Raw genomic sequence first — 22,577 nt, 5'->3', positions numbered from 1 at the left:
AAAGCCAAGAGATGGATATGCCCGCGTCCGTCGTGGTCCAGACCGTTTGCTCCCGCGGGCTCCAGGTCCGTGCGAGGTCACCCTTCAAAGCAACAACCAGCTCACAGCCCTTAGATCAGCCTGCGGGGAGCCTTAAGGACTCCTGTGCCGTCGCGCCGCGGCCGCGGGGTCCGCGAATAGTGGCGCCGTGTCCACCTCACGCGTCCCCCACCTGCTGATCGCCGGCGCCACCGCCGTCGTGATCGGCTCCGGCTTCACGTTCGCCGGCCTCCAGCGCCACGCCGGCGACACCCAGGCCACCAACTCGGCCCAGCTCGCCCCCGCCCCACCCGCTCTTCCTGAGGACGACCCGTCGTCGGCCGCCCCGCCGCCGACCACCGCGCCCACCACCGCGCCGACCACCTCGCCGGCCTCGAAGCCGCCGGCCGCCGAACCCCGACCGGTCGTCCCGCCGAAGAAGCCCTCCCCGAAGGCGAAGGCGACGTCGTCGAAGCCGAAGCGCAAGGCCCCGACGGTGAACGTGCCGCCGACCGGCGACGCCGTCCTGGACGCGGTCCTGGCCCACATCAACGCCGCCCGGGCCGACGAGGGCCGCGGCGCCCTGACCCTGGACGCCACCCTGTCCAAGGCCTCCGAGCTGCACAACGAGGCCATGCTCAGCAACGGCTGCGGCCTGAGCCACCGCTGCTCAGGCGAGGCCGACCTGGGCCCGCGCTTCAACAACCAGAGCGTCCAGTTCCGCACGGCCGGCGAGAACATCGGCTTCCGCTCCAGCGGCGCGAGCCGGTCCGCGATCATCGAGGCCGCCAACCGCATCACCGACAGCATGCTGGCCGAGACCCCGCCCAACGACGGCCACCGCAAGAACCTCCTGAACGGCGACTTCAAGCGCATCGGCCTGGCCGTGACCCGCGACGACGGCCTGGTCTGGTTCACGCAGGACTTCGTCGGCTGACTGCGACGGCCCGCGCCGTTCCCGAGCGCGGCCCGGCTGTTACCGAGCGCAGCGCCGCCGTCCCCGGGCGCGGCGTCGCGGAGCCGGAAATCGAAGTTGACATCTCGCGCGCGCCGCCACCTCCCCCGCCCATCACTGGGTGGGCGTCACCGTAGCGCTCGAAATCGACGTTCTGGAGAACTGTCCACAGGGCGCCCGCACGGCGAGTACTACATGCGCCGGGTGCGTGGGCGGGGCAAGGTGAGGGCATGAGAGCACTCCTCACCTCGTCCGGGGTATCGAACGACAGCATTCGTGACGCGCTGGTCGGGCTGCTGGGCAAACCGATCGAAGAGGCCGGCGCGCTCATTGTTCTGACTGGCATCTATCCCTTTCCCGGCGGGCCGGCCATGGCCTGGAAGGCGATTGCCGGTGAAGGGGCGGCGTCGCTGGCGGGGCTGGGGTGGAAATCGCTGGGGATTCTGGAACTGACGGTGTTGCCCCACATTGATGAAGCGGCCTGGGTGCCGGCGGTCCGGGAAGCCGACGCGCTGCTGGTCTGGGGCGGTGATCCGCTGTTTCTGGCTGAGTGGATGCGGCGGTCGGGGTTGGGCGGGCTGCTGCACGCGCTGCGGGACGAGGCGGTATATGTGGGGGTCAGCGCGGGGGCCATCGCGGCCACGTCCACGTTTGTCGAGACCTATGTTGAACCGCCTCGGGGGAACGGTGGGCCGCTCGAGTCGGAGAACGTCGTGTTCGGTACGCCGGACGGGGACGTCGACCGGATTCTGGTCACGGGGCAGGGGGCGGGGCTCGTGGACTTCGCGGTGATTCCCCATCTGGACCACGAGCACCACCCGGACGCCTCCCTGGCCAACGCGGAGAAGTGGGCGGCCCGGATTCCGGCTCCGACCTATGCGATCGATGACCAGACCGCCATCTGCGTGGTCGACGGGGTGGCCCGGGTCGTCTCCGAGGGGAACTGGAAGCTGTTTCAGCCCTGAACTACACCGTGGCGAGGCTCGGCGTGATGAAGACGTGCTCGGCCGGGCCGCGGGCGGTGACCATCTGCCACGCGGTGTCGGCCATGGCGTCGGGGTCGAGCGTCTCCAGGGCGTCGCCGCCGGGCCGGGAGCTGAACATCTGGTGGATCTCGCCCCGGGCGACCAGGCCGCCGATCGTCAGCGTGCCCACGAAGACGCCGTCGGCGGCCACCGAGTCGTGCAGCGTCAGGCCGTACATGCGCATGGCCGCCGAGGCGGGGGCCAGGCTGCCCAGCATGGGCATGGGGCGCAGGCCGCTCAAGCCGGTCGACAGCAGGATCGCTCCGGCGCCGCGGTCGAGCATGGCCGGCAGGTGGCGGCGACACCTGGGCTTCGTGCTGGACGGGCTGCGGGCGCCCGCCGCGCATCCACTGCCCGCCCCGGCCCTGACCGAGGCGGAAGCGGTGCGGCTGATCAGCGGCGGCTGCTGAGGCCGGGTTGACAACCCGGCCACGCCGCAGCCCTGGCCGGTTCGGAAACCGGCCTAGGAGGAGCGCAGCAGGTCGCGGAACAGGCGCGCCACCCGGCCCATGGCGGCTTCCGCGGCGGGCTGGACCACGGCCGGCACCCTCGATTCGGTCAGGGCCACGATCGCGTACGCCGAGCCGTCCGCGTGTTCGACCACCCCCATCTCGTGCCGCATGGTCAGCAGCGTGCCGGTCTTGGAGGACCAGCGGGACGCGTCCGAGGCGAGATCGGGCGCCAGCCGCTGCCGGTGCACGTTGAACGACATCAGCTCGCGCACCCGCGAGGCGGCGAAGTCGCTGATCTTCGACGGCCGCCAAATTGCCGACAGCAGGTCGGTGAACGCCCGCGCCGACGCCGCGTTGGCCCGGCTCACGTCCAGTTGCGGCACCGGATGACCCTGCCCGGCCGTGCCCGCGCCGATCGCCAATTCGTGGGCGAGGTGGGCGTGGCCGGCGGGCAGGTGTTCGGCCGGCGTGTCCATCAGGTCGAGCGTGCGGTGCCGGACCGCGATCCCGTCCACGCCGAGCCGCCTCAGCTCGTCGGCGACCACCGCGGGCGGCGTCAGCGCGAACAACGCGTCGGCGGCCACGCTGTCGCTCAGGGCCACGCTCAGGTAGAGCAGATCCTCGACCGCGATCGTGGCCGGATGGCGGAACCGCATCAGCCCGGGCGGGCCCGGCGCCGCCACCGGGTCGGGCGGCACGGTCACCGGCGCCGCGAGATCGAGCTCGCCGCGTTCACCCAGCGACAGCACGGCCACCGCCAGCGGCACCTTGATCAGGGACGCCGCCGGGAACACCGCGTCCGGCTCGAGCCCCAGCTCCTCGCCGGAATCCAGGTCACGCACCAGGAAACCGCCGCGCAGGCCGGCGTCGTCCAAGACCTCTCGGGCCTCCCGGAAGACCCGTGCCGTGCTCACGACGGAACCCCCAACGCACGTCCCACCGGACCCCGAAGCAACCGCCGGACGCGGTCCAGTGTCGCGCGCGGCCCGGCGATCGCATCGTAGCCACGGGCCAGCGTCAGCTCCCCGATCGGACCCCATCGCAACCCCAGGTCGGTGGCCTGCGCGGCCGAGCACAGCAGCAGGTCCTCGGTGGACAGCACCTCCGCGGCCGCCGACACCAGCGAGGTGGCCAGCACGATCTGGGCCGGGCGCAGGCCGACGCTCGCGCCGAGGCGGGTCAGGCGGTCCCGGACGTGCGGGACGTCGTCCTCGGGCTGGATCCAGATCGTGCGGAACCCCGTACCCGCCCGATGCTTGAGGTTCTCGACGTGGGTGACCGGCTCACGCATCGCGGCCAGGCCCAGCGGCACCGACCAGGTCGCCACGTCGGGCGGGACCGGCGCGATGGCGGCGCCCTCCCCCGGCGCGGCCGTCGACAGCTCCAGGTGGAGGCCCTGCTCGCGGGCCTCGGCGGCGAGCAGGGCCAGCTCCCGCGGCGGGCAGATGGCCGGCACGGCCAGACGGAACGGGCGCCGCCGGGCCCGCTCGGCGTCGTGCTCCAGGGCGTCGGCCAGGTCGGCCAGGCGACGCGCCGCGGGCAGCAGGTCGGCGCCGAACTCGGTCAGTGTCAGCACCCGGCTGGTGCGGTCGAGCAGGTCGCCGCCCAGGTGCGACTCCAGCGCGGCGACGCGGCGGCTGGCCACCGACTGCGGCACGCGGATGGCGGCCGCGCCGACGGTGAAGCTGCCGTGCCGGGCGACGGCGACGAACGCGCGGCTCGCGGCGACCAGGTCCATGAGCGGCGACTATGCCAGATCAGCATGGAACGTGCCGCTTTCGTCTTGGACGGCATGACGACGCCACCGGCAGGGTTTCCGGCATGACCGCACTCGTACCTCTGATCAGTCTGGTCCTCTCGCTCGGGGTGGCGCCGGGGCCGACGTTCGCCGGCCTCGAGGCCGACCACGACGCACGGCTCGGCGTCTACGCCGTGGACACCGGCACCGGACGGACCGTGACCTACCAAGCCGACCAGCGATTCGCGTACGCGTCCACGTTCAAAGCGCTGGCCGCGGCGGCCGTGCTCGACAACACGACGGACGCCGACCTGGACCGGATCGTGCACTACACGCGGGCCGACCTGGTCGACTACTCGCCGATCACCTCGCTGCACGTGGACGAGGGCATGCCGCTGGGCGACATCGCGTCGGCCGCCATCACGGTCAGCGACAACACGGCCGGGAACCTGCTGTTCCGCGAGCTCGGCGGCCCGGACGGGCTGGAGCGCGAACTCCGGTTGATCGGCGATCGGGTGACGTCGGTGGACCGGATCGAGCCCGACCTGAACACGGCGGTCCCGGGCGACCGGCGGGACACCAGCACGCCGCGGGCGCTCGGGGCCGACCTCCGGGCGTACGCCGTGGGCTGCTCCCGGGATCACGCACAGCTGGTCGCGTGGCTGCGCGCGAACACCACCGGCGACAACACCATCCGGGCCGGGGTACCCGCCGGGTGGACGGTCGGCGACAAGACCGGGACCGCGGCGTACGGAACGCGCAACGACATCGCCGTCCTCTGGCCACCGACCGGCGCGCCGATCGTGCTGACCGTGCTCACCACCCACGACGACGCGGGCGCGGCGACCGACGACAAGCTGATCGCCGACGCGACCAGGCTGGCCCTGGCCCAGCTACGCCGCCCGTAGCTCCTCGGTGACGTTGCCGGCCCGCTCGACCAGCTCATCGATCCATGTGAGCATTTCCGGCACCACGTGGATGCCCTCCTCGAGCACCCACCGCAATGCTCGCAGGGTCCACACCACCCCGCCCAGGGCGAGCTGCCACCGCAGGTCGGCCGCCGGCGCGCCGAGCCGGGCGCACTCGTCGGCGTAGGCGGCGATCAGTTCGTCGGCCGGCTTCGCCTCGCGGACCAGGCTGTACAGATCACCGAGGTGGGCGCCGACCTGCGCGGACGACCAGTCGACCGCGCAGGGCCCGGCCCCGGTCAGCACGATGTTCTTCGCCTCGAAGTCGCCGTGGACGATCGTCTCCGGAACCGTCCCGGCCAGCCGGCGGAAATTCGGCGCGAGCAACGGCCCGCAACCGTCCAGGGCGCCGGCGAGATCCGGTCGCACCGCGGCGAGCGCGGCGCCGGCCCGCACCCACGTGTCAGAGATCTCGCCCGCCGCGAACCGGAACCGCCCGGCGGCGCCCACCCGCCCCCGCGCCCCGTGCCGGAGCCGCGCCAGCAACCGGGCCGACGCCAGCCAACCGCCCTCGGACGGCTGCTCCGCCAACGAAAACCGCCCGACATCCTCGAACATCAGGACGACAAACCCGTCCCCTCGATGCGACGCGATCAGCCGTGGCGCCGCGATCCCGCCCGGAATCAGCAGCTGCTCGTAGACATCGAGCGCCAGAGCTTCCTCCCCGGCGCCCCGCTTGACGATCGCGGTCGACCCGTCATCCCACCGGACGCGCCACGTCTCGCTGATCCCCCAGCACCGCAGCTGATCCCCGCCGGCCGCCACCCGCCCACCACAAACCACCGAAACCCACCCCGGAACCTCCACGCCCCACACGCTAGCGAGCCGTCCGCCCGGAGCTCCGCGCCGATCCTCGCGCTGACCGATCATGGCCGGGCACCTGCGCGGCGCGGTCGGCGTGGATGGCCGGAGCCTCGCCCGGAAAGCCGTCCCGCGACCCCCTCTGCCGTCGCTTTGCTCTCAGCACTATGCGCACGTCACCGGGGTGGTGCCTATATGCGCTCAGAGCAAAGGGGCGGCGGAGGGGTTTTGAGGAGCGCAACCACTCACTCAGAATGAAGGCCGCGCGGCTCTGGTTTGGACGCGCCAGCGGCCAGGAGCCGGGTGGCCGGCCCCGGCGGGAGCGACGGTCAGAACCACCCACACAGCTACGACATCAAGCTCTTGATCTTGAAGCCCCGGGATGGGCGGAACGGGACCTTCCGCCCATCCCGGGTGATTACGCCCGTACCTCTAGTTCGTAGATGCGGGCCGCGGTGTTGCCGTCCTGAGCAGGCGTCACCACATTCACACGTACGTAGCGAGCGTCCGCCCCGATCGACGTTGTGGTCGAATCGGCGGTGTTGCCGCGCACCTGGGCCCGGGTCGTCCAGTTGCTCCCGTCGTCGGAGGTCTGCACGTCGAAGTCCCGGGTGTTCCAGGTCGGGTACTCGCCGCCGGCGCCCGCGTGGCGGATCACCACCGAGCCGACGCGCTGGCGGGTGGACAGGTCGACCTGCAGCCACTTGGCCGCCGAGGTCGAGCACCACTTGTCGGTCCAGCCGGCCAGCCAGCTGCCGTTGACCGCCTTCTCGGGGCCCTCGCCGGCGCACGAGGAGTCGGCCGTCGCGGGCTTGCGGAGCGCCACGTCGGCGTTCGCTCCCCCGAAGGCCTCCAGTTCGTAGACGCGCGCGGTGCCGCTGCCGTCGTTGGTCGCGGCGGTCACGTCGAGCCGGATGTACCGGGCCGTCCGGGCCGGGATCGGCTGGTAGGAGCGGCTGGCCCGGGAGCCGGTCACGGTGACCGCGGTGGACCAGGACGCGCCGTCGGTGCTGGTCGAGATGGTGAAGCCGCCGGTGTTCCAGTTGGTGCCCTCGCCGCCCAGGCCGGCGTTCTTGACCACGAACGCCGTCACCGTCTGCGCCGAGCCCAGGTCGGCCTGGAGTTGCAGCGGGGTGGTCGACGAGCACCACTTGCTGTTGCCGCGGATCGCGCCGTCGACCGCCTTGGCGGCGGCCTCGGCGCTGTTGCAGCCGGCCGATCCGGTCACGCTCCGGCCCTGGAGCAGGTTGGGGCCGAGGTCCGGTTCCGCGGGCGGTTGGGTCGCGCCGTCGGCGAAGCTGGGGGGTACGTCCTCAGCACGCGTTCCCCAGGTCGACGCGGAACCACCCATCGTGTACGCGATGGTGCCGCCGCCGGCGATGTCGGGATAGCGGATCCAGCTCTTGGCGACGGACGAGCCGCCCAGGCTGACCGACTGCACGAAGCGGTTGGCGCTGCTGCCACCGGTGATCGTGATGTCGCCGGCCGACCGTTTGATGACGGCGCTGGGGAAGAGCGCGCCGTGCAGGGCCAGGGTGTCCGCGCCGGGCGTCACGGGATACATGCCGAGCGCCGACCAGACGTACCAGGCCGAGGTGGCGCCGAGGTCGTCGTTGCCGGGGAGGCCGCCCGCCCCGGTGGTGAACGATTCGCTCATCACGCGGCGGACCGCGTCGCTGGCGCCGGCCGGTCGGCGCGCGTAGTTGTAGGTCCACGGCACGTTGTGCTCGGGCTCGTTGCCGATGTAGAAGTACGGCCGGACCAGGCCGCCGTTGAGTTCGGTGAAGTGGTGGTCGAGGCGCTGCGCCGCGGTGGCGGGACCGCCCATCGCGTTGACCAGGCCGCCGAGGTTGTGCGGGACCATCCAGGTGTACTGGGCGGCGTTGCCCTCGACGTACGGGCTCTCCTGCGCGGGATTGAGCGGCCAGGTGAAGCCGGAGTCGCGGGTGTGGATGTAGCCCGACTCGCCGTTGAAGATCATGCGCCAGTTCTGCGAGCGGGTCGACGCGCTGGTGTAGGTCGCGGTGTCACCGACCGCCTTGGCGAACTGGGCGATCGCGAAGTCGCTGCTGGCGTACTCGAGCGTCTCCGACGGGTTGCCGGGGATGTAGCGGTTGGCGTTGTAGGTGGCGTAGTTGCCGCGCAGCACGTAGCCCTGTTGCCCGCCGCCGGCGACGCTCTTCTTCATCAGGTCGAGGGCGGCCGCGGTGTCGAAGCCGCGGACCCCGAAGGCGTACGCCGACCCGACGATGATCGGACCCGGGTCGCCGGGCATCACGAAGTCCTCGCGGGTCTGGTGCGACCACTTGGGCAGCAGACCGCCCTGCTGGCCGTCCAGCACCATCGACTTCATGATGTCGGTCATCACGTCGGGGGCGATCAGCGCGACCAGCGACGCCCACGAGCGGTAGATGTCCCAGCCGGAATAGTTCTGGTAGACGGGATGGCCGGCGGTGTGCACGGCCTGGTCGAAGCCGCGGTACTGCCCGTTGGTGTCGCTGGACAGGTTCGGGTTCTGCAGCACGTGATAGAGCGACGTGTAGAACTTCTGCAGGTCGGCGGCGGAACCGCCGGTGACCTGGACCCGGTTCAGGGCGGTGTTCCAGGCGGCGTCGGCGTTGCCGCGTACGGTGTTGAAGGCGGCCGCCTCGGCGGTGGCGTTGTTCTGGGCGTTCGCCACGCTCACGAAGGAGATGCCGACGGTCGCGTTCACCACCTGGTTGCCGGTGGTGTCGAAGGTGACGAAGGCGCCGGCCTGGTTGCCGCTGACACTGGTCGAGCCGTTGCTGATCGTGCCGCCGTTGAACGTGCCGACGCTGCTCGGCGTCCGGTCGAACAGGATCGAGTAGTACATCGGGAACGTGCCGCCGCCGCAGAAGCCGCCCGCGGTGTGCTCGCCGTAGACCCGGTTGCCGCTGATCGTCGCGTTGCCGGCCCGGTCGCCGGTGGCCGAGCGGCTGGCGTTGATCAGCACCCGGGCGGCGGTGGTGGCCGGGAAGGTGAGCCGCATCGCGCCGGTGCGCTTGGTGGCGCCGAGTTCGACGCCGGTGCCGTACTTGTCGAGCCGGTTGGAGTAGTAACCGGCCTGAGCGACCTCGTTGGACTTGGTGTACGCCGACGCGTAGCTGGTCCAGCTGTTGCCGGGCGAGTTACCGAGGTTGCCGGTGATCGGCAGGATCGGCAGGTCCTCGTTGTTCGGGCAGCCGGCCCCGTTGAAGTGGGTGAGGCTGAACGACTCGATCGTGCGGTCCCGGTCGCGGTAGCCGGACGGTGATCCGGTCGGGGTGTCCGGGGAGAACTGGACCATGCCGAACGGCACCGTCGCGCCCGGGAAGGTGCTCCCGCCGGCGCCGCCGCCGACCGGGTTGGGCGAGTTGCTGTCGTCGGTGCCGATCAGCGGGTTGACGTGCTGGGTGAGGGGGAGGTCGGCGGCCTGGGCCTGCGTGGTGGTGATGGCCAGGCTGCCGACGGTGAGGACGAGAGACGCGAGACAAGCGAGGGTACGACGCATGGGGGCCGTCCTTGACATCGTTGTCACCAATTGGTGAGTGTCTATAGAACTACACCGCTATAGAGCACTGTCAATACTGTTAACTGGGCTTCGTGCGGATTCTGATCACCGGGGCGACCGGATACCTGGGACGGCGGCTCGTCTCGCGTGGCACTGCGGCCGGTCACGAGATCGTGCGGACGTCGCGGTCGCTCGGGCTGGACGTCCGAGAGAGAACGAACGTTCTTTCGCTGTTGGGGTCGGTTCGCCCGGATGCGGTGATCCACACCGCGTCGGCTCGTGCCGACTGGACCGTGATGGCCGACGGCGCCGCGCACGTCGCCGCGGCGGCCGCAGCCGTCGACGCTCGGCTGGTCCACGTGTCCACCGACGCCGTCTTCCCCGGCCGGCCGGACCGCGAATATGACGAAACCGAGACGCCGGATCCGCTCTACGCCTACGGCGCGGCCAAGGCGGCCGCCGAGACGGCGGTGCGCGGGCTGCGGCCGGACGCGGCGGTCGTGCGCACGTCGATGATCGTCGGCGGTGGCGACGGTGCCCACGAGACGCTGGTGCACGACATGGTGGCCGGGCGCTTCGACGGCGTGCTGCTCACCGACATGATCCGCAAGCCGGTGCACGTCGAGGACCTCGCCGACGCGCTGCTGGAGCTGGCTGCCTCCGACTACGCGGGCATCCTCAACGTGGCCGGGGCCGATCCGATCAATCGCTACGACCTGGGCGTACGCATCGCTTCGCGAGACGGCCTCGACCCTTCACGGCTCCGCACCGGCACCATCGACTCGCTGAAGCTGCGCCTGCCGACCGACGTGCGGCTGGACATCGCGAAGGCCCGATCGGTGCTCAGGACGCGGCTGCGCGGCGTGGACGAATTTCTGCCCGCCGGTACGCGCTGACCGTCGGGTCGTCCTTCACCCAGAAGCGCCACGGGACGTCATGCGCGCTGGTCACGCCGACGCGCGGGCCGGCTTCGATCGTCACCGCCGACTCGGGTGGCGTCAGCCGGGCCGGGCCGGTGCCGTCGATGAGCGACGTGCCGTACGCGGACTTGTCCAGCCCGAGCACCTGCATCAGCTTGGCCGGACCGCGAGCCAGATCGTGATCGCCCCGGGCGGCGGGCCGGCGCTGCCGTGCCGTCTCCAGCCCGTCGACCACGGCGCCGGCCCGCAGCAGCACGGCCGCCGCGTCGCCCTCCGGCCCGCACACCACGTTGGCGCAGAAGTGCATGCCGTAGATCTGGTAGACGTACAGGATGCCGGCCGGGCCGAACATCACCCGGTTGCGCCCGGTGACCCCGCGATGTGCGTGCGAGGCCGGGTCGAGACCGAGCCCGCTGTACGCCTCGACCTCGGTCAGCCGCACGGTCACGCCATGGGCGGCAAGCCGCCACCCGAGCAACTCACGGGCCGTCTCGGCGACCGCGGACGCGGGAGCTTCCAGCCAGGGGTAGGTCACCGCACCAATCTCCGACATGCCCCGAACCCTACGCAGCGGCCAGGGCGGCGGCACCAGTCCATCCGGTGCGCTCGGCGCGCAGCCGGTCGGCATTCACACACGCCGTCCCGGGCCGGCGCCCGGTCGGCGTGGAAAGGTGACAGCCATGGGATCTGACATCAACTTCTACTTCGACCCGATCTGCCCGTTCGCGTGGATGACGAGCAAGTGGATCCGGATCGTGCGGGCCCAACGGGACTACACGGTCGACTGGCGGTTCATCTCGCTGCGCCTGATCAACGCGCACCTCGACTACGACAGCCATTTCCCGCCGGAGTACGAGGCCCAGCACCAGGCTGGGCTGCGGTTGTTGCGGGTGGCCTCGGCGGTGCGGGAGAAGCACGGTCGCGAGGCGATCGGACCCCTGTACGCCGCGTTCGGCGCCCGCATCCACGAGACCGGCCCCGACGAGAGCCGGGCGCCCGGCTGGCAGGGCACGCCCGACCTCGCCGCGGCCGCGCTCGCCGAGGCCGGCCTGCCCGCCTCGCTGGTCGAGTTCCTCGACGACCCGTCCCGGGACGCGGAGATCCAGGCCGAGTCGGACGAGGCGCTGTCGCTGACGGGCAAGGATGTGGGCACGCCGATCGTGCACTTCGAGCCGCCCGGCGGTGTCGCGTTCTTCGGCCCGGTGATCAGCCGGCTGCCCGACGAGAAGCAGGCCGCCGAGCTGTGGGATCACGTCATCGGCCTGGCCCGGTTCCCCGGGTTCGCCGAGCTCAAGCGAAGCCTGCGCGAGCAGCTGCAGCTGCCGTCGTCGGGTGTCACGGAGCAGGAGACGGGCAAGGTCGAGGACTGGCACGCCGGCAGCCGCCGGCTCAAGAAGTAGGCCCTCGGCTCTTGATCTTGGATTGGATTGTCACGACGACATCTGGGTGATCTGGATCAGGTTGCCGCAGGTGTCGTCGAAGACGGCCGTCGTGACCGGGCCCATCTCGGTGGGCTCCTGGGTGAAGCGGACGCCCAGGGCGGTCAGCCGGGCGTGCTCGGCGCGGACGTCGTCGACGGCGAAGAAGGTGTACGGGATGCCGTCGTTGACCAGGGCCTCCTTCCACGGCTTGGCGGCGGGGTGGCCGTCCGGCTCGAGGACCAGCTCGACGCCGTCGGGGTTGTCCGGTGAGACGACGGTCAGCCATTTGGCCTCGCCGAGCGGGATCTCGGTCTTCTTCACGAAGCCGAGTTTCTCGGTGTAGAACTTCAGCGCCGCGTCCTGGTCGGGCACGAGGATGCTGGTGACGGTGATGCGCATCAGGTCTCCTTAGCGGGGCGCCAGCGGTCGGTCAGGCGCTCGAGCGGTTCGGTGTGCAGGTGGTGGAACTTGTAGCGGCCCTCGCGCCGGGTGCTGATCAGGCCCACCGCGGCCAGCACGTCGAGGTGCTGGGAGACGGCCTGCCGGGAGGAGCCCATCTGGTGTTTCATGGTCAACCGGCCGCAGAGCTCGAACAGGGTCTGGCCGTCGCGGTCGGCCAACTCGTCGAGGATCTTCCGCCGGGTCGGGTCGGCCAGCGCCTTCCAGAGGTCGGGGGCGTCGTCCACCCCAGCACTATAGGCAAGTCACGGCTTGCCTATCAAGGCCCGTCCGGAAACGGCCACGAACGGGATCACGGCCAGGGCCAGCACGCCGCCGGCGATGGAGAGGGTGGCGTACGACGTCGCCGCCATGACGAAGCCGCTGGTGATGCCGCCGCCGGCGCCGGACAGGGCGATCAGCAGGTCGACGTTGCCCTGGACGCGCGGTGAGGCGGCGTCGGCGATCATGGCCGTGCCGGCGACCAGCCCCAGGTTCCAGCCGAGCCCGAGCAGGGCCAGGGCCAGGGTGAGGAGGGCCACCGAGTCCGAGGGGGCGGTCGCGCTGACCACCCCGGCCGCGAGCAGGGTGATTCCTGAGGCCACGGCGACGGGGGTACGCCCGAAGCGGTCGACCAGGAAGCCGGTGATCGGCGACGGAAGGTACATGGCGGCGATGTGCACCGCGATGACCAGGCCGGTGGCCTCCAGACCGTGGCCGTGGGCCTGCATGTGCACCGGCGTCATGGTCATCACCGCGACCATGACCAGCTGGGTGAGGACCATCGTGGCGGCGCCGGCCATGACCCCGGTGGCCGAGCGCGGGCCGGGCGGCGCGGCCTCGGCGATCCGGGCCCGGGCGACCAGCAGCGGATCCGGACGCAGGAGCACGAACAGGATCAGACCGGCGACGGCGTACGCCACCGCGGCCAGCAGGAACGGGCCGGCCAGGGCGGGGATCCCCAGGGACTCGGCGAACCGGCCGGTCGGCCCGACCAGGTTGGGCCCGGCGACCGCCCCGAGCGTGGTCGCCACGAGCACCGAGCTGACCGCGCGACCGCGCCGCCCGGGGCCGGCCAGATCCGTGCCGGCGTAGCGGGCCTGCAGGTTGGTCGCCGTGCCGGCCCCGTAGACCAGCAGCGACACCAGCAGCAGCGGAATGGTGTCGATCGCCGCGGCCAGCACGACCCCGGCGCCGCCGATCGCCGCGGCGGCATAGCCCGCGGTCAGCCCGGCGCGGCGGCCGAGGCGCTGGGACAGCCGGCCGACGGCCAGCGCGGTCCCGGCCGAGCCGAAGGTGAACAGCGCGCTCGGGAGGCCGGCCAGGCTGGTGGTGTGCAGCATGTCGGCGGCGAGCAGCCCGCCGACGGTCACCCCGGCGGCCAGGCCGGCGCCGCTGAACACCTGGGAGGCCATCACGACCGAGATCGCGCGGTGCTGGATCGTCTCGACGGACGGCGAAGTGCTCACGGGCGTGATCGTCTCAGCAAGCGGTCCGGGAAGCGATCCTCGTTCTGCTTGCCTGACCGGGCCGGGCTGCCGATCTGAGGACCATGCGGCTGGTCAGGAAGACACCGGCGCCGGTGGTGGCCGGCGCGGTCCTGCTCGCCTTCGCGATGGCCTGGTTCTGGATCGGCCTGGCCCACGCGTGGTCGGCGCCGCTGCTCGGCTGGCTGCCACCGGCGGCGATCACGCCGCTGGCCGCGTACTCCTGCCTGAAGGTGGCCCGGCGCAGCACCCTGCCCGCACCGGTCCGCCGCTTCTGGCGGCACATCGGGTCGGCGAACGGGCTGCTGTTCGCGGGCGTGATCTCCAACGCGTACGACGCGCTGGGCCACGGCGCGCCGACCCAGAAGATCGGGGCGCAGAGCTCGCTGCTGTACATGGGCGCCCTGGCCATCGCGATGTGGGCGCTGCTGCGGCTGCCGGCCGGTCGGCGCAGCGGCAGCGAGTGGGCCCGGTTCGGCCTCGACGCCGGGATCGTCGTGCTGGTCAGCGGCGTGGCGCTGTGGCACTTCTCGCTCCGGAGCATGTCCACCTGGTCGGAGCAGACCGGCTCGGTGGTGCCCCTCCTGTGTGTGTTCGCCACCGCCTCGGTGTCGATCATCGCGTTCATCAAGGTGGCGTTCGCCGGGAACGGCGGGCTGGACCGGGACGCGCTGCGCCTGCTCTCGATCGGGATGGCGCTGGGCACCGTCAGCGGCGGCGCGCTGCCGCTGGTCAACGGGCACCCGCACCTGACCGCGACCCTGCTGGCCGTGCCGATCGCCCTGCTGGGCGTGGTCCTGGCCGCGCACCGCCAGCTGGCCGCGACACCGCCGAGCACCCCGGCGGTGCTGCCGTCCACCCGCCGGTTCAGCGTGCTGCCGTACGTCGCCATCGCCGCCATGGACACGCTGCTGCTCACCTCGGACGGTGGCGCCCCGGGCCGGCTGATCACGGTGGCCACCGTGGTGAGCACCGCCCTGGTGGTGATCCGGCAGATCACCGTGCTGCGGGAGAACAGCCGGCTGCTCACCACCGACACGCTCACCGGCACCGCCAACCGGACGATGTTCGCCGCCAAGGTCACCGGCCGGCTGGCCACCGGCGAACGGTTCCACCTGGCGCTGCTCGACCTCGACGACTTCAAGGAGGTCAACGACCGGCTCGGGCACGGCACCGGCGACGCGCTGCTGCGGGCGGTCACCCGGCGGCTGCACGAGGGCCTGCGCGCCGCGGACACCGTGGCCCGGCTCGGCGGCGACGAGTTCACCCTGCTGCTGCCCGGCATGAGCAACGGCGAGGTGGCCGCGCTGCTGCAACGGCTGGTCGAGCACGTGCAGCGGCCGTTGCTGCTGGACGGGCACGAGATGGTCGCCCGGGTCAGCGTCGGCGCCACCGAGTCGGCGCCGGGCGACAGCCCCGAGGAGCTGATCCGGCGGGCCGACGTGGCGATGTACGCCGCCAAGCGCAGCGGCGGCGGCCGGTGGACCTGGTTCGACCCGATCATGGACCGGGTCGCCGACGTGGACGCCCGGCTCGCCGCCGACCTGCGCCAGGCGATCGCGCGCAACGAGGTGTCGCTGGCCTACCAGCCCATCGTCGAGCTGCCGCACGGCCGGGTGGCCGGCGTCGAGGCGCTGGTCCGATGGGATCACCCCGAGCACGGCCCGGTCTCCCCCGACGTGTTCATCCCGCTGGCCGAGCGCAACGGCTTCATCATCGAGCTGGGCGGCTGGATCCTGGAGCGGGTGATCGCGCAGGCCGCGATCTGGCAGGAGCGGCACGGCTGCTCGGCGCCGGAGACCGTCAGCGTCAACATCTCGGCCCGGCAGCTGCACGAACCGGGCTTCGCCGCCTCGGTCGCCGCGATGCTGACCGCGGCCGGCCTGGCCCCGAGCCACCTGCTGGCCGAGGTCACCGAGACCGCGGTGCTGGGCACCGGCGCCGGGCTGGACGCGGTCCGCGAGCTGCACGAGATGGGCCTGCGGGTGGCCCTGGACGACTTCGGCACCGGCCAGTCGTCACTGTCGTTGCTGGTCACCTGCCCGGTCGACGTGCTCAAGGTGGACAAGTCGTTCGTCGCCGGTGTCACCGACCGGAGCCCGCAGGCGGTGGTGGTGGACGGGCTGATCGCGATCACCGACGGGCTGGGCGTCCGCGCGATCGCCGAGGGCGTGGAAACGGCTTCACAAGCCTCGCGGTTGTTCGAGGTCGGCTATCGATATGCGCAAGGATTCCATTTCGCCCGGCCGATGAGAGCTGACCGGATCGATGACCTCCTGAGGCAAATGTCCTCTACATCGTCGTAAATTCTCGAATCGCGTTCGCGCGTTCTCTGTTTCGAGAGTCACCTAGTCTGGCGTGCCTTGTGAGACCAGCGGCACAGTCTGGCCATGACCAGCTATCTGAGCCGGCGCGCCCTGCTGCGCGGAGCGATCGGCCTGGGCGCGGGAGCGGCCCTGGCCGGCTGTTCGACGCCGGTGCTCAGCGGGCTCGGCACCGGCGGTGACGCGGCCGGCTCGCTCGCGTACTGGAATCTTTTCGGCGGTGGCGACGGCGTCCGCATGACGTCGATGGTCGACGCGTACCGCGCGGCCAACCCCGCGATCGATCTCAAGGCCGTGACCCTGTCCTGGGGCAATCCCTATTACACGAAGCTGTCGCTGGCCACGCTGGGCGGGAAGCCGCCGGACATGGCCGTGGCCCACCTCACCCGGGCCAAGACCCTGGTCGCCTCCGATCTGCTCGAGGAGCTGACGCTCGACGAGCTGGCCCAGGTCGGCATCACCCCGGCCCAGCTCGACCAGACAGCCTGGAACGCGGGGCTGGTGAACGGCAAGGCGTACACGGTCCCGCTGGACACCCACCCGTTCGTGATGTTCTACAACACCGACATCTGCGAGAAGGCCGGACTGCTCGACTCGTCCGGGGCGCTGATCCCGCTGGACAGCCCGGAGAAGTTCACCGAGGCCCTCACCAAGGCCAAGGACGTCACCAAGGCGTACGGCGGGGTCGTCGCGATCACCGCCGACACCTCGACGCCGTGGCGGATGTTCCAGTCCTGGTACGGCCAGCTCGGCGGCGAGGTGCTGGCCGACGAGGGCCGCCGGGTGGTGATCGACGACGCCAAGGCCACCCAGGTGCTGAGCTTCATGCAGAGCCTCACCTCCAGCGGCATCGTCCCGCCGACCCTGGACTACGCGGGCTCGGTCGCCGCGTTCGCCACCGGCCAGGCCGGGTTCTACTTCCAGGGCGAGTGGGAGATCTCCACCTTCCAGACCGCGAAGACGCCGTTCTCGATGACGCTCTTCCCCAACCTGTACGGCGGCGACAAGTACGCGGTGCAGGCCGACTCGCACACGCTGGTGATCCCCAAGCAGCACCGGCCCGACCCGGAGCGCAAGCTGCGCGCCCTGGGCCTGATCAAGTCGTTCCTGGACCAGAGCAAGACCTGGGCCGAGGGCGGGCACGTGCCGGCCTGGCTGCCGTTCCGGGACAGCGCCGAGTTCAAGGCGCTCCAGCCCCAGGCCAACTACGCGGCCGCGGCCGAGGGCGCGGTGTACGACCCGGACGGCTGGTACTCCGGCTCCGGCTCGAACTTCGAGATCGTCACCGGCTCCAACATCGCCACCGTCCTCAACGGACAGCAGCCGCCGGCCGTCGCGCTCGCGCAGATGCGCTCGGCGCTCACCAACCTCGCCGAAACGGCTTCGCCCATCTAAGTAAGCCCAGCTAAGGGGGTACGACGGTGTCCACCACCGAAACCGCGGTACGCCCGCGAAGCGGCACATCGGCGTCCGAGCCATCGACCCGGCCGAAGGGCAACGGCCTGCCGGCCATCGGCTTCCTCGCGCCCTTCCTGGTGCTGTACCTGGCCTTCATCATCGGGCCGGGCGTCTACGGCCTGGTGATGAGCTTCTTCGACACCAGCCTGGTCAAGCCCGGCCTGGGCACGTTCGCCGGCTTCGGCAACTACGCCGAGGCGTTCCAGAGCTCGGACTTCTGGTCGGGGCTGTGGCACACGGTCTGGTTCACCATCCTGACCACGCCGCCGCTGATCATCCTGGCCTTCGTGTTCGCGCTGCTGGCCGACCGGGCCAGGCACGGGCGCTGGTTCTTCCGGCTGGCCTTCTTCATGCCGTACATCCTGCCGTCGGCCGTGGTCGCGCTGATCTGGATCTTCCTCTACACGCCGGAGCTGGGCCTGCTCGACACCGGCCTGGCCAAGCTGGGGATGACCGCGCCGAACTGGCTGGGCGACCCCAACTGGGCGATGCCGTCGCTGGCCATCACCACGATCTGGTGGACGCTGGGCTTCAACTTCGTGCTCTACCTGGCCGGCCTGCAGGACATCCCGCGCGACCTCTACGAGGCGTCGGCGATGGACGGCGCCACCCCGTGGCAGCAGATCTGGCGGATCACCGTCCCGCTGCTCGGCCGCACCACCACGCTGGTGGTGGTGCTCCAGGTGATCGCGTCCCTCAAGGTCTTCGACCAGATGTACATCATGACCCAGGGTGGCCCGAACTTCGCCACCAGATCGGTGCTCCAGTACATCTACGACGAGGGCTTCACCAACTTCCGTACCGGTTACGCGGCCGCGGCGTCGATGTTGTTCTTCGTCGTCATCCTGGCGGTCTCCGCCGTCTGGTTCGGGATCGTCCGCCGCCAGCAGAAGGGGGCCTGAGATGGCCGTCGAAGCTCCCGAGCGGCCCGCCGCCGTCCGGGCCGACATCGCGCGGGCCGACTCCCGCACCAAGATCTTCAACCGGGTCTGCGCCGGCGTGCTGATCGCGTTCGCGCTGATCTGGCTGATCCCGATCGCCTGGGCCCTGGACACCGCGTTCAAGCCCAACGAGGAGACCACCGCGACCCGGTGGCTGATCGACAACCCGACCTTCGACGCGTTCGGCCGGGTGCTGCGGGACACCGACATCCTGCGCTGGTTCGGCTCCAGCCTGATCATCTCCACGATCACCGCGCTCGGCGTGGTCATCGTGGCCAGCATGGCCGGGTTCGCGTTGTCCCGGCTGCGGTTCAAGTACCGCAACGCGGTGTTCTTCCTGGTGCTGGCGGGCATCATGATCCCCGGCCAGGTGCTGATCATCCCGCAGTTCCGCGAGATGGACTCGCTCGGCATCCTGAACACCTTCTGGGCGGTCAGCGCGCCGCAGATCCCGACCGCGATCGCGGTGTTCATCTTCAAGCAGTTCTTCGACGGCCTCCCGCGCGAGCTCGACGAGGTGGCCCGGGTCGACGGCGCCGGCTTCTGGCGGATCTACCGCGGGGTGATCATGCCGCTGTCCCGGCCGGCCGTTTCCGCGGTTGTCATCTTCGCCTTCGTCCAGTCGTGGAACGATCTGCTGTGGCCGCTGCTCGTGCTGAGCAATCCGGACATCATGACGATCCCGGTCGGTCTGGCCACCGTGCAGGGCTCGTTCGGCATCCGGTACGCGGACGTGATGGCCTCGGCCGTGCTCGGCGCCATCCCGCTCGTCGCGGTCTTCCTGCTCTTCCAGAAGAACATCGTCGAAGGCATCGCCGGCACCGGCCTGAAAGGGTGATCCATGCTCAACGCCTCCTTCACCGTCGACCCGTCGTTCCGGGTGGGTGAGGTCGACCCCCGCCTGTACGGATCGTTCGTGGAGCACATGGGCCGTTGCGTCTACACCGGCATCTACGAGCCCGGGCACCCGTCCGCCGACGCCGACGGGTTCCGGCAGGACACGGCCGATCTCGTGCGGGAGCTCGGTGTCCCGCTGGTCCGCTACCCCGGTGGCAACTTCGTGTCGGGCTACAACTGGGAGGACGGCATCGGCCCGCAGGCCGATCGGCCCTCGCGGCTGGATCTCGCCTGGCGCTCGATCGAGACGAATCAGGTGGGCGTCCAGGAGTTCATGACGTGGGCGTCCGCCGTGGGCGTGGAGCCGATGATGGCGGTCAACCTGGGCACGCGGGGCATCGACGCGGCCCGGGACCTGGTCGAGTTCTGCAACGTGCCCGGCGGCACGGCGTGGTCGGACCGGCGCGGCGGGGATCCGTACAACATCAAGCTCTGGTGTCTCGGCAACGAGATGGACGGACCCTGGCAGATCGGACACAAGACCGCCGACGAGTACGCCCGGCTGGCGCACGAGACGGCCAAGGCGATGCGGCAGGTCGACCCCACGATCGAACTGGTCGCCTGCGGCAGCTCGAACCTGAGCATGCCGACCTTCGGCTCGTGGGAGAACACGGTGCTGACCGAGGCGTACGACGCGGTCGACTACGTCTCCATGCACGCGTACTACCAGCAGCACGGCGACGACCGGGACAGCTTCCTGGCCTGCGCGGCCGGGATGGACCGGTTCATCGACGCGGTGGTGTCGACGGCCGACCACGTGCGGGCGGTCGGGCGGCACAAGAAGAAGATCAACATCTCGTTCGACGAGTGGAACGTCTGGTACCAGAGCCGCTTCGCCGGCGAGAAGAACCTGGCCATCGAGACGACCCCGCGGCTGATCGAGGACGTCTACTCGGTGACCGACGCCGTGGTGGTCGGCAACCTGCTGATCAGCCTGCTGCGGCACGCCGACCGGGTGAAGATCGCCTGCCTGGCCCAGCTGGTCAACGTGATCGCCCCGATCATGACCGAGCCCGGCGGGCCGGCCTGGCGGCAGGCCAGCTTCCACCCGATCGCCCTGACCGCGCGCTTCGGCCGGGGCACGGTGCTGCGGATCGAGCCGGCGTCGCCGGTGCACGAGACGGCCGAGCAGGGCGAGGTGCCGCTGCTCGACGCGGTGGCGGTCGACTCGGGCTCGGGCATCGTCATCTTCGCGGTCAACCGCTCGCAGTCCGAGTCGTTGCAGCTGGACGTCGACCTCCGTGCCGTTTCCGTCGCCACCGCGACCCACACGGCACTGTCCGACGAGGACCCCGACGCGATCAACTCGATCGACGCCCCCGACCGGGTCACGCCCCAGCGCCGCGAGGACCCGAAGCTCGACGGCGGCCGCCTCCAGGCCGTGCTCCCGCCCCTGAGCTGGAACATGTTCCAGCTCAGCTGAACCCGCGGCGACGGCGGCCGCGCATCACGGGCGGCCGCCGTCCGGCACTCACTGCCCAGGAACCCCGGCGCCGAAGGCGATGTCGAAGCCGGCGCCGTTGCGGGCCAGGCCGACCAGCAGGATGCCGGCCCATTCGAGGGCGTGGGCCATCTCCAGCCCGCCCGCGTCGAGGGGCCGGATGTCCAGGCTCTCCAGAAACGCCGAGACCCGTGCCTTGGCCTCGGCGTTATCGCCGGCGAAGAACCCGTCCAAGGGCTTCTCCTCGGCCAGGACGCCGCCGAAGACCGTATTGAAGGCCTTCACGACGTGTGCGCCCTCGGGGGCGACCGCGGCGATCCGCTGGGACATCGAGTCGCCCGGGGTGGTCACGAGGCCCGTCGCGTCGGCGTTGAAGGGGTTGGTGATGTCGACGAGGATCTTGCCGGCCAGCGCATCGCCGTAGTGCGCGACCACGTCGGCCGCGCCGGCGTACCGGACGGCCACGATGACGATGTCACCCGCCGGCCTCGCGCCGAACGCGCCGACGATGGCTCCGTTGCCGATCCGGTCGGCGAGCGCCTGAGCCTTGGCGGCGTCGCGGCTCATGAGTTCGACGGTGTGACCGTGCTTGGCCGCCCGGGTGCCGATGGCGGTGGCCATGTTGCCCGAGCCGATGATGCTGATGGTGGTCATGACGTGGGTCAGCCTCCGCAACTGGTTAACGTGTGAACTAGATGCTAGATCGCCGCTGGTTAACATGTCAACCAGTTCGGTAGAGTGAGGCCCATGACACGATGGCTCGACGATCGGGAACAGCGAGCCTGGCGCGGCCTGATGACAATGCAGGACGACCTGGCCGACTACCTCGAACGGCAGCTACGCACCCGGCACGGCCTCTCGAGCGCCGACTACCAGGTGCTGGCCCACCTCTCCGAGGAGCCCGACGGCCGGCTGCGGCCCTTCCAGCTCGGCCGGCTGCTGCACTGGGAGAAGAGCCGCCTCTCCCAGCACCTGAGCCGGATGGAGAAGCGCGACCTGGTGACGCGCGAGCAGTGCGAAACCGATCAGCGGGGTACGGTCGTCGCGATCACCCCGAAAGGCCGCGAGCTGGTCGAAGCCGCCGCCCCGAGACACGTGGCCGACGTCCGCGAGGCGTTCATCGACCACCTCACCGAGGCCGAGTTGCGGACGCTGACCACGATCAGCGACAAGGTGCGCCAACGCCTGGTTTCCCTCGACCCGCCGTCGGGCACCTGACGTGCATGTTCCCCGCTGAAAACCTGCGCGACTGGCGCGGCGAGAAGGTCATCGACCCCGACGACAACAAGATCGGCGAACTCGAGGCGGTGTACGTCGACACGGGCACCGACGAGCCGGCCTTCGCCACGGTCCGGGTCGGCTTCATCGGCCGGCACCGCCTGGTCTTCGTCCCGCTGGCCGGCGCCACGGTCAAGCCGGCCGCCATCCGCGTGCAGTACGGCAAGAAGCTCATCGGGGACGCCCCCAGCATCGACCTCGACGGCGAACTCACCGCCACCGAGGAGCCCGCGGTCTTCGCCCATTACGACCTGCCCTACCAGACCGGCGTCGGCGGCGAGCGCCGCCTGGCCCGCCGCTGACCCCCACCCACCTTCCCCGCCGAGCCGGACGGCGGCCCCTGCAGCCTGGCGCCGAACAGCACCCGGCCGATCCGGCGAGCACGTTGGCCGAGATGGGCGCGTAGCGCCTGAAGGATGGCCACGCACGCAGAATGAAGGGTGCGCGGCTCTGTTCTGGCCGGTCACGGCCTTGGAGCCGCGCGCCCGGCCTCGGCGGGAGCGA

Annotated in this window: 23 protein-coding genes; 13 read left to right on the top strand and 10 right to left on the bottom strand. The window is 70.9% G+C overall.

From position 1 onward, the window contains the following. The first annotated feature begins 187 nt into the window (after window positions 1-187). Together AB0M54_RS22800 and AB0M54_RS22795 are read left to right on the top strand one after the other, a co-directional pair. Entirely contained in the window at window positions 188-955 is a 768-nt protein-coding gene (locus AB0M54_RS22800) for a CAP domain-containing protein (protein ID WP_364473529.1), read from the top strand. A gap of 248 nt (window positions 956-1,203) precedes the next feature. Continuing rightward, window positions 1,204-1,938, top strand: coding sequence for a Type 1 glutamine amidotransferase-like domain-containing protein (locus AB0M54_RS22795; RefSeq protein ID WP_364473527.1), 735 nt, complete (start codon window positions 1,204-1,206; stop codon window positions 1,936-1,938). Between the two features lies 1 nt (window position 1,939). Here the strand turns inward: AB0M54_RS22795 and AB0M54_RS22790 are convergent, their stop codons facing one another. Continuing rightward, window positions 1,940-2,281 carry a hypothetical protein gene (locus AB0M54_RS22790; protein WP_364323769.1) on the bottom strand — a complete coding sequence of 114 codons (342 nt, stop codon included), beginning with the start codon at window positions 2,279-2,281 and terminating at the stop codon, window positions 1,940-1,942. On the opposite strand from AB0M54_RS22790, the gene AB0M54_RS22785 reads away from it, so the two are divergent. Next, window positions 2,280-2,408, top strand: a complete 129-nt coding sequence (locus AB0M54_RS22785; protein ID WP_364323767.1) for a hypothetical protein — start codon at window positions 2,280-2,282, stop codon at window positions 2,406-2,408. The two genes, AB0M54_RS22790 and AB0M54_RS22785, sit on opposite strands and share 2 nt — an antisense overlap. 53 nt (window positions 2,409-2,461) lie before the next feature. On the opposite strand, the gene AB0M54_RS22780 is transcribed toward AB0M54_RS22785, so the two are convergent. Both AB0M54_RS22780 and AB0M54_RS22775 read right to left on the bottom strand, forming a co-directional pair. Continuing rightward, on the bottom strand, window positions 2,462-3,364 hold the full coding sequence (locus tag AB0M54_RS22780; RefSeq protein WP_364473525.1) for a serine hydrolase: 903 nt from the start codon (window positions 3,362-3,364) through the stop codon (window positions 2,462-2,464). Beyond that, window positions 3,361-4,188, bottom strand: a complete 828-nt coding sequence (locus AB0M54_RS22775) for a LysR family transcriptional regulator (protein WP_364473523.1) — start codon at window positions 4,186-4,188, stop codon at window positions 3,361-3,363. The genes AB0M54_RS22780 and AB0M54_RS22775 overlap by 4 nt, the downstream gene beginning before the upstream one ends. A gap of 83 nt (window positions 4,189-4,271) precedes the next feature. Here AB0M54_RS22775 and bla point away from each other — a divergent pair, with 83 nt between their 5' ends. Beyond that, on the top strand, window positions 4,272-5,096 hold the full coding sequence (gene bla / locus AB0M54_RS22770; protein WP_364473521.1) for a class A beta-lactamase: 825 nt from the start codon (window positions 4,272-4,274) through the stop codon (window positions 5,094-5,096). Here the strand turns inward: bla and AB0M54_RS22765 are convergent. After that, on the bottom strand, window positions 5,082-5,963 hold the full coding sequence (locus AB0M54_RS22765; RefSeq protein ID WP_364473519.1) for a phosphotransferase: 882 nt from the start codon (window positions 5,961-5,963) through the stop codon (window positions 5,082-5,084). The two genes, bla and AB0M54_RS22765, sit on opposite strands and share 15 nt — an antisense overlap. 412 nt (window positions 5,964-6,375) lie before the next feature. Next, window positions 6,376-9,468 carry a GH92 family glycosyl hydrolase gene (locus AB0M54_RS22760; protein WP_364473517.1) on the bottom strand — a complete coding sequence of 1,031 codons (3,093 nt, stop codon included), beginning with the start codon at window positions 9,466-9,468 and terminating at the stop codon, window positions 6,376-6,378. 92 nt (window positions 9,469-9,560) lie between these two features. Here AB0M54_RS22760 and AB0M54_RS22755 point away from each other — a divergent pair, with 92 nt between their 5' ends. After that, window positions 9,561-10,364 (top strand): sugar nucleotide-binding protein, encoded by an 804-nt coding sequence (locus AB0M54_RS22755; protein WP_364323756.1) that lies wholly within the window; start codon window positions 9,561-9,563, stop codon window positions 10,362-10,364. On the opposite strand, the gene AB0M54_RS22750 is transcribed toward AB0M54_RS22755, so the two are convergent. Continuing rightward, window positions 10,312-10,941, bottom strand: a complete 630-nt coding sequence (locus tag AB0M54_RS22750) for a DNA-3-methyladenine glycosylase (RefSeq protein ID WP_364323754.1) — start codon at window positions 10,939-10,941, stop codon at window positions 10,312-10,314. The genes AB0M54_RS22755 and AB0M54_RS22750 overlap by 53 nt on opposite strands. 127 nt (window positions 10,942-11,068) lie before the next feature. On the opposite strand from AB0M54_RS22750, the gene AB0M54_RS22745 reads away from it, so the two are divergent. Further along, entirely contained in the window at window positions 11,069-11,788 is a 720-nt protein-coding gene (locus AB0M54_RS22745; protein ID WP_364473515.1) for a hypothetical protein, read from the top strand. 30 nt (window positions 11,789-11,818) lie between these two features. Here AB0M54_RS22745 and AB0M54_RS22740 read toward each other — a convergent pair whose 3' ends face one another. The 3 genes from AB0M54_RS22740 to AB0M54_RS22730 are packed head-to-tail and all read right to left on the bottom strand — an operon-like array spanning window position 11,819 to window position 13,716. Further along, window positions 11,819-12,208 (bottom strand): VOC family protein, encoded by a 390-nt coding sequence (locus tag AB0M54_RS22740; RefSeq protein ID WP_364323750.1) that lies wholly within the window; start codon window positions 12,206-12,208, stop codon window positions 11,819-11,821. Next, the gene (locus AB0M54_RS22735) at window positions 12,208-12,495 is read right to left on the bottom strand and encodes a metalloregulator ArsR/SmtB family transcription factor (protein ID WP_364473513.1); all 288 of its coding nucleotides are present in this window, start codon (window positions 12,493-12,495) and stop codon (window positions 12,208-12,210) included. Before AB0M54_RS22735 ends, AB0M54_RS22740 begins: the two co-directional genes overlap by 1 nt. A gap of 18 nt (window positions 12,496-12,513) precedes the next feature. Then, window positions 12,514-13,716, bottom strand: coding sequence for an MFS transporter (locus tag AB0M54_RS22730; RefSeq protein WP_364473511.1), 1,203 nt, complete (start codon window positions 13,714-13,716; stop codon window positions 12,514-12,516). An 83-nt stretch (window positions 13,717-13,799) separates the two neighbouring features. Here AB0M54_RS22730 and AB0M54_RS22725 point away from each other — a divergent pair, with 83 nt between their 5' ends. The 5 genes from AB0M54_RS22725 (at window position 13,800) to AB0M54_RS22705 (ending at window position 20,777) form a co-directional block, all read left to right on the top strand. Continuing rightward, on the top strand, window positions 13,800-16,040 hold the full coding sequence (locus tag AB0M54_RS22725; protein WP_364323744.1) for a bifunctional diguanylate cyclase/phosphodiesterase: 2,241 nt from the start codon (window positions 13,800-13,802) through the stop codon (window positions 16,038-16,040). An 84-nt stretch (window positions 16,041-16,124) separates the two neighbouring features. Further along, window positions 16,125-17,453 carry an extracellular solute-binding protein gene (locus tag AB0M54_RS22720; protein ID WP_364323742.1) on the top strand — a complete coding sequence of 443 codons (1,329 nt, stop codon included), beginning with the start codon at window positions 16,125-16,127 and terminating at the stop codon, window positions 17,451-17,453. Window positions 17,454-17,479: 26 nt separating this feature from the next. Further along, window positions 17,480-18,418: a sugar ABC transporter permease gene (locus tag AB0M54_RS22715; protein WP_364473509.1), complete on the top strand. Its 939-nt coding sequence runs from the start codon at window positions 17,480-17,482 to the stop codon at window positions 18,416-18,418. A 1-nt stretch (window position 18,419) separates the two neighbouring features. Then, a complete protein-coding gene (locus AB0M54_RS22710; RefSeq protein ID WP_364323738.1) occupies window positions 18,420-19,295 on the top strand; it encodes a carbohydrate ABC transporter permease in 876 nt (291 codons plus the stop codon). Between the two features lie 3 nt (window positions 19,296-19,298). Then, the gene (locus AB0M54_RS22705) at window positions 19,299-20,777 is read left to right on the top strand and encodes an alpha-N-arabinofuranosidase (protein WP_364323736.1); all 1,479 of its coding nucleotides are present in this window, start codon (window positions 19,299-19,301) and stop codon (window positions 20,775-20,777) included. A 48-nt stretch (window positions 20,778-20,825) separates the two neighbouring features. On the opposite strand, the gene AB0M54_RS22700 is transcribed toward AB0M54_RS22705, so the two are convergent. Then, window positions 20,826-21,449 carry an NAD(P)-binding domain-containing protein gene (locus AB0M54_RS22700; RefSeq protein WP_364473508.1) on the bottom strand — a complete coding sequence of 208 codons (624 nt, stop codon included), beginning with the start codon at window positions 21,447-21,449 and terminating at the stop codon, window positions 20,826-20,828. A gap of 93 nt (window positions 21,450-21,542) precedes the next feature. Between AB0M54_RS22700 and AB0M54_RS22695 the strand changes: the two genes are divergently transcribed. Beyond that, entirely contained in the window at window positions 21,543-22,013 is a 471-nt protein-coding gene (locus tag AB0M54_RS22695) for a MarR family transcriptional regulator (protein WP_364323733.1), read from the top strand. Between the two features lie 5 nt (window positions 22,014-22,018). Further along, window positions 22,019-22,375: a PRC-barrel domain-containing protein gene (locus AB0M54_RS22690; protein WP_364323731.1), complete on the top strand. Its 357-nt coding sequence runs from the start codon at window positions 22,019-22,021 to the stop codon at window positions 22,373-22,375. Window positions 22,376-22,577 lie beyond the last annotated feature (202 nt).

This window comes from Actinoplanes sp. NPDC051470 (genome assembly GCF_040682035.1).
Classification (GTDB): Bacteria; Actinomycetota; Actinomycetes; order Mycobacteriales; family Micromonosporaceae; genus Actinoplanes.
This window is presented reverse-complemented; position numbering and strand designations above follow the sequence as displayed.

What these genes read in the sequence shown, in the direction of transcription:
- AB0M54_RS22795 (WP_364473527.1), top strand. Translation starts at nt 1,204, where the DNA reads ATGAGAGCACTCCTCACCTCGTCCGGGGTATCGAACGACAGCATTCGT.
- AB0M54_RS22785 (WP_364323767.1), top strand. Translation starts at nt 2,280, where the DNA reads ATGGCCGGCAGGTGGCGGCGACACCTGGGCTTCGTGCTGGACGGGCTG.
- AB0M54_RS22790 (WP_364323769.1), bottom strand. Translation starts at nt 2,281, where the DNA reads ATGCTCGACCGCGGCGCCGGAGCGATCCTGCTGTCGACCGGCTTGAGC.
- AB0M54_RS22775 (WP_364473523.1), bottom strand. Translation starts at nt 4,188, where the DNA reads ATGGACCTGGTCGCCGCGAGCCGCGCGTTCGTCGCCGTCGCCCGGCAC.
- bla (WP_364473521.1), top strand. Translation starts at nt 4,272, where the DNA reads ATGACCGCACTCGTACCTCTGATCAGTCTGGTCCTCTCGCTCGGGGTG.
- AB0M54_RS22760 (WP_364473517.1), bottom strand. Translation starts at nt 9,468, where the DNA reads ATGCGTCGTACCCTCGCTTGTCTCGCGTCTCTCGTCCTCACCGTCGGC.
- AB0M54_RS22750 (WP_364323754.1), bottom strand. Translation starts at nt 10,941, where the DNA reads ATGTCGGAGATTGGTGCGGTGACCTACCCCTGGCTGGAAGCTCCCGCG.
- AB0M54_RS22745 (WP_364473515.1), top strand. Translation starts at nt 11,069, where the DNA reads ATGGGATCTGACATCAACTTCTACTTCGACCCGATCTGCCCGTTCGCG.
- AB0M54_RS22740 (WP_364323750.1), bottom strand. Translation starts at nt 12,208, where the DNA reads ATGCGCATCACCGTCACCAGCATCCTCGTGCCCGACCAGGACGCGGCG.
- AB0M54_RS22725 (WP_364323744.1), top strand. Translation starts at nt 13,800, where the DNA reads ATGCGGCTGGTCAGGAAGACACCGGCGCCGGTGGTGGCCGGCGCGGTC.
- AB0M54_RS22720 (WP_364323742.1), top strand. Translation starts at nt 16,125, where the DNA reads ATGACCAGCTATCTGAGCCGGCGCGCCCTGCTGCGCGGAGCGATCGGC.
- AB0M54_RS22710 (WP_364323738.1), top strand. Translation starts at nt 18,420, where the DNA reads ATGGCCGTCGAAGCTCCCGAGCGGCCCGCCGCCGTCCGGGCCGACATC.
- AB0M54_RS22705 (WP_364323736.1), top strand. Translation starts at nt 19,299, where the DNA reads ATGCTCAACGCCTCCTTCACCGTCGACCCGTCGTTCCGGGTGGGTGAG.
- AB0M54_RS22700 (WP_364473508.1), bottom strand. Translation starts at nt 21,449, where the DNA reads ATGACCACCATCAGCATCATCGGCTCGGGCAACATGGCCACCGCCATC.
- AB0M54_RS22695 (WP_364323733.1), top strand. Translation starts at nt 21,543, where the DNA reads ATGACACGATGGCTCGACGATCGGGAACAGCGAGCCTGGCGCGGCCTG.
- AB0M54_RS22690 (WP_364323731.1), top strand. Translation starts at nt 22,019, where the DNA reads ATGTTCCCCGCTGAAAACCTGCGCGACTGGCGCGGCGAGAAGGTCATC.